This window comes from Mucilaginibacter sediminis (genome assembly GCF_051903035.1).
In the GTDB taxonomy this organism is placed as follows: domain Bacteria; phylum Bacteroidota; class Bacteroidia; order Sphingobacteriales; family Sphingobacteriaceae; genus Mucilaginibacter.
Genome location: NZ_CP170602.1, coordinates 3,676,888 through 3,689,221 on the forward strand (window position 1 = coordinate 3,676,888; position 12,334 = coordinate 3,689,221).

A 12,334-nucleotide genomic window follows, 5' to 3' on the forward strand; every position below is an offset into this window, starting at 1 on the left:
ATTACAAATAAAGAAGAGGAACTATTTGGCATATTCAATGTATGGTGATTATTTTAGTAAATTCCAATATGAAAATTTTGCCCGCGTTAAGGGAATTTAAGTACCTGTTACTTTGTATATTTTTAGCTGTCGGCAGCCATTTAAAGGCCCAGGAAACCTACACTATAAAAGGCACTGTGCGCGATGATAGTGGCCCTTTGCCGGGGGCAACTGTTTTCCTTACGGGTACCAAAACCATTACAGCCTGCGATAATTATGGCACATTTCACCTTGATCATGTTTCGCCGGGGCAGTATGTTTTGGTGGCCAAAATGATAGGGTTCGAGCCGCTTTCGATGCCCGTTGTTGTTAAGAATCACGCGGTACAGCTGGGCCTGGTTTTAAAAACCAATACCAATAAACTGAAAGAGGTTACCATTACTGCCGATAATAATTGGGAAGAGCATTACAGGGAGTTTAAAAAATGGTTCCTGGGTACCACCCCTAATGCCGGCGATTGTGATATTTTGAATCCCAAAGTATTATTTTTTCACTACGATAAGCAGAGCCTTACCCTTACGGCAAGCGCCGATGAGTTCCTGATCATTCAAAATAAGGCATTAGGTTATCGCGTAAAATACCTGTTAACCAATTTTGAGCACGATAACACCAATAATATTTTACGCTACCAGGGTTATCCATCTTTTGAAGAAATGCCTGCCAAGACCGATAAGGAAGCAGCCCGATGGAAAAAGAACAGGGAAACGGCTTACAACGGATCTATCATTAATTTGATGACAGCTATTTATAATAATAAGGTTTATGAAACCGGCTTCGAGATTTATAAACTGCTGCATAAGCCCCCCATCGGCACAAAATACAGCAATGAAAACCGCATGATCTTTGATGATCACCAGGTAATGGTCGACTCGCTGCTGACGTCTGCCACTGATAACCTTAAAAATTTTACTTTTAAAGATGCCCTGTTTGTGGTTTACACCAAAGAGCGTAACCCCGCGGGTTTTGAAAACAGCGGGTTTAAAATTGAGAGACCTGCCCGGGCAAAATTTCCTAACGGGCAAATGTCGATGGTGAACCTGTTGGAAAAAAACATAACTATTGACAGCCAGGGCAATTATAGCCCAACCAATGGCCTTTTATTTGAAGGCTTTATGGGATGGGAACAGATTGCCGATTTAACCCCGCTGGAATTTGGGAAGGACGAAAAATAAGGCCATATTTAGGTCTATATATAAACCAAAATGTTAAAAAAAGGCGAACACATTGAAGGCACCCCTCCCGAGTTACAGGTACTGCTTGACCAGGAACCCGAGGCTATGGAATTTTTTGAAAGCTTGTCCAAATCATACAAGCAGGGCTATTGCGATTGGGTAGGCTCGGCAAAGCAGGAAGACACCCGTAAAGTGCGGGCCGATAAGGCAATGATCATGCTGCGGAATAAGCAAAAAACACTGAAGACTTAATAAGCTAATTCCTCCTTAACGCGGGTTATTTAAACTTTAAGACCAATCCTTGAAAACTGAGAAATGTGGCAATTAAGATTTCGACCGCAGTACTATGTTTTAGTTATAGTATTCTTTTGTACTTTAACATTTAGTTGCGGTCAAAAAATACTTACGGCAAATTCCGTTTTTAAAATCGAAGCAGATTTAAGTAGTTTCGGCGTGGAATCAGATGATTACCCATCAATCCATTGCCTTATAAACCTGGCTGATAATTCAAGTAATTGTAAAAAATGGTACTATAGCCCTAAACATAAAGATTCTGCTTATTCGTTAAGTAATAACGAAATGAAGCAAATTTATAAGATACTTCAGCGCGCTGATTTAAAAAATCTCAAAAGAAAATATACTGTTAACATGTCAGATCAGCCCAAATCAACCATAACATTTTATACCAATACCGGCAAAATTGTAATTGAAGATTATGGATTACAGGGAGAATATCCTTTGCAGGACTTATATAAAATAATTTACAAGCTCTGACCAATATGCCACTTATACCCTATATCTGCACCACTTGCGGCGTACAATACCCTCCATCTGCCACGCCACCATTAGCCTGCAAAATTTGCGAAGACGATCGCCAGTATGTAAACCCCAAAGGCCAAAGCTGGATTACGCTTGCCGGTTTAAATCAGCAATATAAAAACAAAATTGAGCAGGTTGCCCCAAATTTGTATGCCATTTATACCAAGCCTGCTTTTGGCATAGGCCAGCGTGCCCACCTGCTGATAACTCCAGGCGGTAATGTTTTATGGGATTGCATCAGCAATATTGACCAGGAAACTATTGCCGAAGTGAATAAACTTGGTGGCATCAAAGCCATCGCCCTATCGCACCCGCACTATTTTACCACAATAGTGGAGTGGAGCAAAGCCTTTGGCAATGCACCTGTTTACATTAATGCACTGGATGAAGAGTGGCTTTGCCGGAGGGATGCACCATTACATTTATGGCCCGAGCAGGAAATTACTTTGTGGGACGATATTAAATTGATACGCAGCGGCGGTCACTTCCCCGGAGGCAACGTTTTGTACAGCCCGCAAAATGATGGCTTATTATTAGTTGGCGATGTGATACAGGTAAGCCCCGACCTTAAATCGGTATCATTTATGTATAGCTATCCTAACCTTATCCCACTGTCCAAAAAGGATATTTTGCAAATACAGCAATCTGTCAGTCACCTTAAATATCAAGCTATGTATGGTGCCTTTGGTCGTTATATTTTAAAAGGCGCTATGGCGGTGATGGATTTTTCGGTAAGCAGATACCTGCGCATTTTTGAAGCGTAATGTTTTAAACCAGCCTTATTTCTCAAACCGATATTGCAGGTGCTCATACATATCCCCCACAAAAAACCGCTCGTCCACCACCTTAAAACCCTTGCTGGTATACATAGATTTCGCCCCGGGATTACTTTTGCTAACCAACAGCCCGGTTGTAAAATATCCTTTATCAGCCGCGTGTTCAATAAGTGCCCCAATCAGTTTTTTGCCTATCCCTTTACCCTGGTGACCGGGCAACACGCTTAAGCAATCAATATAATATTCGCCGGGCTGGGTTTCGTCTTCCACAGATTGCTCAAATCCATAAGTCGCTTTAATGTATTTTAAAAACGGCTTTCTTAAAGTAGCCAGCTTAGCGCCATCATACCCAGTGATCATGCCGCAAATGCCGCTTTCATCTTCGTAAACTAAAGCATTCTCATAACTGTATTGATTGCCTGTTTTACCGGCGAACAACTCAAAAAGGGAACAGGCCTCGCTTTCATCTCTGCCGTTTACAAATTTTGGGGCAAGGTTGCCCATAGCCAGGATAATGAGCTTACTAAGCAAGATCGCGTCAATTGGTAATGCCTGGCGTATCATAAGCGGTTTGGTAAAATGTTAAATAGGCCGACTGGAGTTCTATTTCTTTAAGGACAATAAACCATCTATCAACTCTGTGTTAAACTCCCCTATGGTGGTAGTATTTAACAACACGAATATCCGGGTCCTGATATCTTTAAATTCATTGTGCAGGGGGCAGGGCTTAATTTCCGAACATTGCTTAAGCCCTAAACCGCAGCCATGAAACAAACTGTCGCCATCAACAGCCTCTACAATATCACTCAAGGGCCTTTTTAATGCGGCCGGTTCAATAAAAAAACCGCCATGCGGGCCTTTAGCCGAGCAAATAAGACCTTTTCTACTCAAATCCTGCAATATTTTGCCTAAATACAACTCGGGCGAATCAATTCCGGCAGCAATATCCTTGATGCCTACCCTACTGCCGTCGGCCACTGTTTTATGAGCTATATAAAACACGGCCCTTATTGCATACTCACATGTTTTTGAAAAAATTGCCATTGTTAAAAACAAAGATAATAAATTAATAAAGGATATTTTTGTCTTTTATTAATTATAAACTTAGCTTTGCCCCGTTGAACTATTTATCAGTCTTAAACAATTCAATTTAGGATAAAAAGATATTAATATATTATTATGACAAACGATCAAAAAGCGCTCATCCTTGCCACAGTTCCGATCTTGAAAGAACATGGCGTACTACTAACTACTCATTTTTATACCAGGATGTTTAAACACAATCCCGAGTTAAAAAACATGTTTAACATGGGAAACCAGCAAACAGGTAAACAACAAACCGCCCTGGCCATGGCCGTACTTGCTTATGCAGAAAATATTGCCAATCCATCTGTACTGTTACCCGTGGTTGACAGGATTGGCCAAAAGCATATCAGTTTAGATATCCGGCCAGAGCATTATGCCATAGTGGGCAACCACCTGCTGGCATCTATCAGCGAGGTTTTAGGCGATGCTGCTACCCCCGAAATTTCAGAAGCCTGGAAAGTAGCTTATAACCAGTTAGCTGCATTAATGGGCGGCCATGAGGCAAATTTATACCAGGACCAGGTTTTAAAACCGAACGGTTGGACAGGCTGGCGCTTATTTAAAGTGGGCCGTAGAGAAATGGAATCAGCGGAAATATGTTCTTTTTACCTATACCCTGCCGATGGCGGAAAAGTTCCGCACCACAAACCGGGGCAGTACATCAGTATCAAGTTGTTTCTTCCGCAGCTAAATATAAGCCAGATACGCCAATACAGTATTTCAAGTGCGCCAAATGATGATTATTACCGCATTTCGGTAAAACGGGAAGCAGGTGCAAACGTTGATGTTAATGGCATGATAAGCAATTTATTGCATGACGAAATTACCGAAGGCAAACAGGTAGAACTTACTTCGCCGGCAGGTAATTTTACCCTGCCCGATAATTTAGATACGCCGGTAATGTTTATTAGTGGTGGAGTTGGCTTAACTCCTTTAATGAGCATGGTGCAACACTTAACCCAAAAGGGAACAAAACAGCCCATCACCTGGCTTCATGGCTGCCGCAATGAATCGGTACATGCTTTTAAAGACAATATCAATGAGTTGGCAATTAATAATTCAAATTTTAACCAGCATATTTTTTATGATGCACCATCGCCCGAAAACATAGCCGAAGATATTCATGACGGGTATTTGGATATAAACAGGATTGAAGATCTGCAGCACCATCCACAAACCCGTTATTATTTGTGCGGGCCATCGTTTTTTATCCAGAAACAGTTTAATGACCTGAGAGAATCAGGAATAAATGCCGACAAGATATTTTTTGAAGAATTTGGCCCGCAGCTATTACAGTTAAATTAAATCTATTAGAAGCTGTCTAAACTTAAAAAACAGGCCATCACTGCATGGCACCTACCTATACCTAAATGTAACTTACATAAACGTTAGTTTGAATGTACGCTAAAACTCATCCAGTTGAGACGAAGCCCATCCCTCTCTTCACCTGCGGGTGCAGGGAGGGATTTCTAAATCAGGCTTTTACATTCGATTAGTAGCGACCCCACAGTCCACAAACCCTATCCCCCGCTTTCCCAGGGAAGGAATAACACATCCTCCGCTTTTTATAATCTTCCGAACAGCTATACCTCCTACACCTGGTTGATTGATTTGAAACAGTGCAGATTGTTGCGTAGGCAGGTTATAATCACTGGCACCATGACTCTTACTTATACCCCTTCGCTCAGCAGTTCCTTCTTCATTTTTAATATCAGCATCACTATAACCGATAGCATGATCAGTATAAAATAGCTGTAGCCCAGGTTATGCTCATCTTTAGCGGGCAGCAGAAAAACAATGCCATAGCTAAAAAACGATACGATAACATAATTTATCCCGCCCGAAAGTCCGCTGGCTATACCGGCGTTTTTTGGGAAGCGGCTTAAGCAATAAGTAAAAAAGTTATTAAAAGTAAACCCTGCCGCTATATGAATTATAAAAGCGAAAAATACAATGGTATATAAATTGGCTATATACCTCATGCTTATCAGCATAACTATTACAAATATTACCTGCAGGGTAAGGTTAACCACCATGCGGTTAAAAAATGGTTTGTTGATGGTGGCTTTACCAATAAGCCCCCCTATAAGCCAGGCTATGCCAAGCACCAGGGAGCTGTAACCCGCTACAACAGGCGATAGATGCAAAGTATGCTCTATAATAAAAGGACCTGTCATGTTATAGATCATCACCATACAGTATGCAAGCCCCAACATAATAAGACCGAGGGTAAAACTGGTGGTTTTTATCATGTCCGCATAAATGCCACCGATCTTTTTGATATGGAATGCCGAAAAGTTTTTCAAAGTTTCACCGCTGAAGATCAACTCCAAAACCACAAATACTGCCGCAAATATGGCCAGGAGGTAAAAGTTTGATTTCCACCCGAAACCGGTTTGCAGGTATCCGCCAATAAAAGGCGCTACAATTGGCCCGGTAGACCAGATGATGGAAAACATACTAAGATAATGCTTCAGCTTTTCGCCCGAAAACAGATCGATAAAATAAGCGCGCTTGGAAACAATTACACCAGCTACGGTAATACCGTGTACTATCCGCATGAGGTATATTACATAAATATTGGTAGAGGTGGCTATAACAATACTGGCAACAGCAAAAAGCACCAGGCATGCCAGGCTTATATTGTACCGGCCAAAGCTATCAAGCACGCTGCCAATAAATAGTTGGGTAACGCCGTAGCTTATTAAAAACAAGGTTAAAGTAAGCTGCACCTGGATACTGCTCACATGCAATTCGGCAGCCATGGTAGGTAACGACGGGATGTATATATCAGTTGCAAAGCCCGAAAGCGGTATTAATGCAAAAGCCAGTAAATTGGCAATACCCTGGTGCCGTTGTTTAATTGTTTTTGGCACAGAAAGCGTTGAGTACATATTAATTAAATTTACTGAACGGGTGGAAAGGGCTATCCAAAGCTCTTTTTTCCGGTCAATTATTAAATAAGTCGCAAAGATACCCCGTTTGTGTAAGCGGTTATATATTTACCGTTTTTTATGATCTTTTGACGACAGTTGAAACCGGGGTAGTATTAGGTCAACAGTACTGAGTCGTAAGTCTAAAGTTATTTTTTTTGACTTAGAACTTAGGGCTTTAGGCTAAAAACGATCGGTCAATTTGTCGTTGACACGACACTGATATTTCATCCCAATTGCCTTATCAAATCTCCTAAAACTTTAAAGCTATTTTCCACTGCGCCATCAAAGGTTAAACCAAAACTAATGCGGATAAAATTGGTGAAGCGGGCATCGGTGCTGAAAATTTGACCGGGCGCAATGCTGATGTTTTGGGCAATGGCAAGCTGGTAAAGCTCAAAAGCATCAATATTTTTATCCAGCTCAATCCACAGGGCATAGCCGCCCTGGGGCTGGCTTATTTTGGTGCCTGGCGGAAAATGAGTAGCAATGGCCTGGGTATAACGCAGGCTTTGGGTGTACAATGTTTTACGCAGGTTGCGCATATGCAGATCATACCGGCCTGTTTCAAAAAAATGAGCAACAGCTGCCTGGGTTGGCGTGGCCGAGCTGATAGTATGCATCATTTTGATATTGATAACCTGGTCTTTAAACCTGCCCGGTATGCACCAGCCTACCCGGTAGCCCGGCGCAATTGATTTGGAGACAGATGAGCATAACAGCACCCAGCCTTCGGTATCATAGCTTTTACAGGTACGCGGGCGGCTTTTGCCAAAATAAATTTCGCCGTAAATATCATCCTCAATCAAAGGGATCTGCCTTTTTGTTATTAGTTTAACCAATCGCTGTTTACTATCATCGGGCATGCAACTGCCTACCGGGTTACTAAAGTTGGTTACAAACAGGCATGCTTTAATATCCACTTTATCCATAGCCTCGGCCAGGTAATCAATATCAATACCTGTATCAGGATTAACCGGAATTTCCAGCACCTTCAAGTCAAGGCTGAGCATTATATTAAAGATCCCGAAAAAGGTTGGGCTCTCAATGGCAACCGTATCGCCCGGTTTGGTAAGCGCCCGCAGGCAAAATATCAGGGCTTCAAGGCATCCCTGCGTGGTTACCACATCGTCCCCGGTAATGTTGCCGCCCCAATTAAAAGCGTTTTTGGCCACATGCTTGCGTAACGAAATATTACCCTGCAAATTTTCATAATTGATATTACCCGTGGGGCTTTTACGGATAGATTCCATCATGGATTTACTGAGCTTAGCCATAGGGATAAGGCTTAGCGGCGGCGATGAGCGCGACAAACGTATAACACTTTCCTCGCTCATGTTTTGGTAAACCATGGCTATCATCTGGGTAACAGTGGCCTGCTCAATCTTTTTCAGCGGGGGTTTGGTTTCGGGCGCTTTGGTTAATCTTGACGGCGAAAACTTAACGTAATAGCCAGATTTAGGCCTGGCCTCTATCATGCCCATGTTTTCCAGTTCTACATAAGCTTTGTATGATGTGCTGATGCTGATACCCTGCTCAAGGCTTAATGCCCTTACAGATGGCAGCTTATCACCGGATTTTAACAGATTCTGTTTTATCTGTGTTTCAATACGGGCAGCTATCTGCGCATATAAAAAATCATCGTTAACCCCGGCAATCAATTTCTCCATTTTAAAATCTGTTATGATCAAAATTAACAAATCTGAATCTGTTTTGCTATACGCAGATGCTTTTACTTTGTAATGATCAAAATTTTATTAAAAATGGAACTTCAATTAATTGATTATCAGCTAAAGTATCAGTCGTACTTTGAAAAATTCAACAAAGCATGGCTCGAAGAATTTTTTGTGGTTGAGCCGCTGGACAAATGGGTTTTGGAAAACCCCGACGAAGCCATGCTAAAACAAGGTGGTAAAATTTATTTTGCAGCCGCAGGCGATACTATTATTGGTACAGTAGGACTGCGCTTTATTGAGGATGGTGTTTATGAGCTTACCAAAATGGCTGTTGATAAGGCTTATCATGGTGGTGGTGCCGGTCAGTTTTTATGCCAGGCTGGTATTGATAAAGCCAGGGAAATGGGTGTTAAAAAACTCATCCTTTTTTCGAGCCGCATACTAAAAAACGCTGTTCACATTTATCACAAATTAGGCTTTACAGAAATCCCGGTTACGCCAGGCACTTATGGCCGCGCCGATATTATGATGGAGATAAATTTTCAATAACTATTAGTCCCCTCAGGGTCTCTCGAAGCGGGCCCTGAAATAGCACGCAGGACTTAGCAGGCGCCCTCAGGGTCCCTTTTCAAGGAGACCCTGAGGGTACAGCGATAACATACTTTACACACCAAACTAAAACACGATGCAAGTTAGCCCTATAAGCGAACAGGAAATACAGCAACTACGTGCCGAAACCAACGGCACAACTCAAAAAATACATTTCAATAATGCCGGGGCTTCTTTTAACCCCGATGTGGTGGTTGATACTGTAATTAACTACCTACGTGAAGAAGCCACCCTTGGCGGCTATGAAATTGAAGATAAATACCGGGAGCAATTAAATAATACCTATAGCCTGGTTGCCAAACTCATTAACGCCGATGCTGACGAAATTGCCATTGTTGAAAATGCAAGCACCGCCTGGGGCATCGCCTTTAACGGTATTGATTTTAAACCCGGCGACGAGATTATTACCTGCGAAATGGAATATGTAACCAATATCATCGGCTTTTTGAACGCTCAAAAAAAGCTGGGTGTAAGCCTTAAAATAATATCGAACAATGCGCAGGGCAATTTCCCGCTGGATGTTTTTGAACAAGCAATATCACCAAAAACTAAATTGATAGCCATGACGCATATCCCTTCAACTGCAGGCGGGATGATCCCGATTGTGGAGATTGGGAAAATAGCCCGCCGACACAACATTTTATATTTGGTTGATGCCTGCCAAAGTGCCGGACAAATCCCGCTGGATGTAAAGGAGATTGGTTGCGATATGCTATCGGTAACCGGCCGTAAATATCTGCGGGCACCAAGAGGTACAGGCTTTCTGTTTGTGCGTAAGGAAATCCAGGACTCGTTGAAGCTCTTGTTTATGGATGGCTACAGTGCGCCAACCGTAAGCCTGCATGATTTTAAACCACGAAGCGATGCCCGCCGATTTGAGCTGTACGAGAAAAATCGCGCCCTTACCCTCGGGATTGGTAAAGCGGTGGACTATGCCTTAAACATCGGCGTAGACAGGATTTGGGAGCGCATACAGTATTTAGCCACGCTGTTGCGCCGTGAACTGGCCGCGATTGATGGTATTACCGTTCATGATTTTGGCGCGCAGCAATGCGGTATAGTAACTTTTTCGGTAAAAGGATTGGAGAGCGCGCTTGTAAAAAATAAGCTGGCCGGTAAAAACATCAATGTATCGGTTGGCAAAGCCATATCCACGCTAATTTATATGGATAAAAACCACTTGCTAAACAACGTGAGGGCATCGGTGCATTATTATAACACAGAGGCCGAGATTCAGGTGCTTTGTACCGAGCTGAAAAGTATGCTTGTCAGCTAAAGTCCATATTATGTTTACCTTACATTAAAGGCTTCTTAACATCAGGTTTAAATAGTTATTTTTGAAACCGATGTTAAGGAGCCTCTTCAGTTTTTGCCGATTTTTTATTTTCTGGATCATACTGGCCCTCATTACCCGTGTGATATTCGAAGTCTATTTTCGCAACAAACTCAGTGGCGCCAGCTTTTCGGAGATAGCTCAAACCTTTCAGTACGGCTTCCTGATGGATGCCTCGGTAGCGGCATACATCAGTTCGGTGCCCTTGCTTGTATTCTGTGTTAACTGGTTTACCAAAGAGCACATCGGCAGTAAATGGCTCAGGTTTTACGTTTACCTGGCTGTGGTTATCATCGCTATTGTAACGGTTGTTAACCTCAACATTTTCCGCGAATGGGGCACCAAGGTAAATTTCAGGGCGTTTGATGTTTTCTTTAACGCGCCATCCGAGGCTTTTGCAGCATCAAGTTCGTCGCCGCTATTTTTAACTTTTGCGCTGTTTGTGGCGTTAATAGCCTGCGGTGTTTTTCTGTCGAAATACATTATCGATTTTGATTTTAAAAAGCCCAACGCACCACTGATTCTCAAGCCCGTTATCGTGGTTTTATTGCTGGGTGTAACCCTGCTCATTATCCGTGGTGGCCTGCAGGTAGCGCCTATAGCCCAAAGCAATGCCTATTTCTCGCCAAAGCCTATCCTTAACCAATCGGCATTAAACACCGAATGGAACCTGATCCAGAACGTGGTAGAAAACCTGGAATCGCCGGGCAATCCTTACGTGTTTATGCCTGCCGAAAAGGCTTCGGCGATGGTTGATAGTATGTACGCCGTAAAAAAAGACAGCACTTTACATATCCTAACAACCAACCGCCCAAACGTGGTTATTTTTCAACTGGAAAGTTTTACTGCCGATTTAATTGAATCATTAGGCGGCGAAAAGGGCGATGCACCCAACTTTGAAGATTTTATAAAACAAGGGGTTTTGTTTGATAGCGCATATGCGGCCAGCGACCGTACCGACAAAGGCATTGTAGCCATTATAAGCGCTTTCCCGTCGCAGGCCACGCGCACAATTATCATTGATAACGAAAGGCAGGAACGCCTGCCGGCGCTATCCACTGTTTTTGCCGACCAGGGATACCGAACATCATACTTTTATGGCGGCGAAAGCGAGTTCATGAACTTTAAAGCCTACCTGCTAAGCCACAAAATAACCGACCTGGTAGATAAACGAGATTTTGAAGCTAAAGAAATGAACTCCAAATGGGGCGCTCACGACGATATTTTGTTCAGGCGGAATATCAGCTATCTGAACAAAGTACAAAAGCCGTTTTTTAGCTATGTACAAACCCTAAGCAACCACGAGCCTTTTGAGCTTCCAGTTCCGCCACATTTCCCCGGCGATGATATGGGCAACAAATTCAGGAGCACCGCATATTATACAGATGCCAGCCTGAAACAATACTTTGATGCGGCAAAAAAACAACCCTGGTACAAAAACACCCTGTTTATTTTAGTGGCAGATCATGGCCACCGCTTACCGCTCGATAAATCGGAGCCTTACGAACCACGTAAATACCACATCCCCCTACTGTTTTTTGGCGATGCCATTAAACCGGAATACCGCGGCCTGAGGGTAAAAAAACTGGGCAACCAAACGGATATAGCGGCTACCCTGTTGGCGCAGCTGAACCTGCCACATCAGCAATTCAAATGGTCGAAGAATTTACTGAACCCCTATAGCCGGGATTTCGCATTTTTCGACTGGGATAATGGCATGGGCTTTATGCTGCCCAACCAGGCTGTTACTTACGATAACGCAGGCCAAACAGTTAGCTATATCCAAAACAAGAAGGCACCAAAAGCTTATACTGATAAAACGTTGGATTATGCCAAGGCTTTTATGCAGCAGGTATTTACGGATTATTTGAGGTAGGATATATGCGTTTTA

At 42.8% G+C, this 12,334-nt stretch carries 12 protein-coding genes; 8 read left to right on the forward strand and 4 right to left on the reverse strand.

The window, feature by feature from the left end; genetic code table 11:
- Positions 1 to 68: 68 nt before the first annotated feature.
- From ACFGVS_RS15005 to ACFGVS_RS15020, 4 genes are all read left to right on the forward strand, one after another.
- The gene (locus ACFGVS_RS15005; RefSeq protein WP_439699209.1) at positions 69 to 1,211 is read left to right on the forward strand and encodes a carboxypeptidase-like regulatory domain-containing protein; all 1,143 of its coding nucleotides are present in this window, start codon (positions 69 to 71) and stop codon (positions 1,209 to 1,211) included.
- Positions 1,212 to 1,241: 30 nt separating this feature from the next.
- Entirely contained in the window at positions 1,242 to 1,463 is a 222-nt protein-coding gene (locus tag ACFGVS_RS15010) for a YdeI/OmpD-associated family protein (RefSeq protein WP_439699210.1), read from the forward strand.
- A 201-nt stretch (positions 1,464 to 1,664) separates the two neighbouring features.
- Positions 1,665 to 1,985, forward strand: coding sequence for a hypothetical protein (locus ACFGVS_RS15015; RefSeq protein ID WP_439699211.1), 321 nt, complete (start codon positions 1,665 to 1,667; stop codon positions 1,983 to 1,985).
- 5 nt (positions 1,986 to 1,990) lie between these two features.
- Positions 1,991 to 2,794: a hypothetical protein gene (locus ACFGVS_RS15020; protein ID WP_439699212.1), complete on the forward strand. Its 804-nt coding sequence runs from the start codon at positions 1,991 to 1,993 to the stop codon at positions 2,792 to 2,794.
- Positions 2,795 to 2,809: 15 nt separating this feature from the next.
- Here the strand turns inward: ACFGVS_RS15020 and ACFGVS_RS15025 are convergent, their stop codons facing one another.
- Both ACFGVS_RS15025 and ACFGVS_RS15030 read right to left on the reverse strand, forming a co-directional pair.
- The gene (locus ACFGVS_RS15025; protein WP_090642767.1) at positions 2,810 to 3,370 is read right to left on the reverse strand and encodes a GNAT family N-acetyltransferase; all 561 of its coding nucleotides are present in this window, start codon (positions 3,368 to 3,370) and stop codon (positions 2,810 to 2,812) included.
- Between the two features lie 39 nt (positions 3,371 to 3,409).
- Positions 3,410 to 3,850: an RrF2 family transcriptional regulator gene (locus ACFGVS_RS15030; RefSeq protein WP_439699213.1), complete on the reverse strand. Its 441-nt coding sequence runs from the start codon at positions 3,848 to 3,850 to the stop codon at positions 3,410 to 3,412.
- A gap of 135 nt (positions 3,851 to 3,985) precedes the next feature.
- Here ACFGVS_RS15030 and hmpA point away from each other — a divergent pair, with 135 nt between their 5' ends.
- Positions 3,986 to 5,197: an NO-inducible flavohemoprotein gene (gene hmpA, locus ACFGVS_RS15035; RefSeq protein WP_439699214.1), complete on the forward strand. Its 1,212-nt coding sequence runs from the start codon at positions 3,986 to 3,988 to the stop codon at positions 5,195 to 5,197.
- 365 nt (positions 5,198 to 5,562) lie between these two features.
- On the opposite strand, the gene ACFGVS_RS15040 is transcribed toward hmpA, so the two are convergent.
- Together ACFGVS_RS15040 and ACFGVS_RS15045 are read right to left on the reverse strand one after the other, a co-directional pair.
- The gene (locus ACFGVS_RS15040) at positions 5,563 to 6,786 is read right to left on the reverse strand and encodes an MFS transporter (RefSeq protein ID WP_439699215.1); all 1,224 of its coding nucleotides are present in this window, start codon (positions 6,784 to 6,786) and stop codon (positions 5,563 to 5,565) included.
- A 266-nt stretch (positions 6,787 to 7,052) separates the two neighbouring features.
- Positions 7,053 to 8,495: a PLP-dependent aminotransferase family protein gene (locus ACFGVS_RS15045; protein WP_439699216.1), complete on the reverse strand. Its 1,443-nt coding sequence runs from the start codon at positions 8,493 to 8,495 to the stop codon at positions 7,053 to 7,055.
- A gap of 93 nt (positions 8,496 to 8,588) precedes the next feature.
- Between ACFGVS_RS15045 and ACFGVS_RS15050 the strand changes: the two genes are divergently transcribed.
- From ACFGVS_RS15050 to ACFGVS_RS15060, 3 genes are all read left to right on the forward strand, one after another.
- Complete coding sequence (locus ACFGVS_RS15050) at positions 8,589 to 9,050, forward strand: GNAT family N-acetyltransferase (protein ID WP_439699217.1); 462 nt, start codon at positions 8,589 to 8,591, stop codon at positions 9,048 to 9,050.
- Positions 9,051 to 9,186: 136 nt separating this feature from the next.
- Positions 9,187 to 10,386 (forward strand): aminotransferase class V-fold PLP-dependent enzyme, encoded by a 1,200-nt coding sequence (locus tag ACFGVS_RS15055; protein ID WP_439699218.1) that lies wholly within the window; start codon positions 9,187 to 9,189, stop codon positions 10,384 to 10,386.
- A gap of 139 nt (positions 10,387 to 10,525) precedes the next feature.
- On the forward strand, positions 10,526 to 12,319 hold the full coding sequence (locus ACFGVS_RS15060) for an LTA synthase family protein (RefSeq protein WP_439699219.1): 1,794 nt from the start codon (positions 10,526 to 10,528) through the stop codon (positions 12,317 to 12,319).
- Positions 12,320 to 12,334 lie beyond the last annotated feature (15 nt).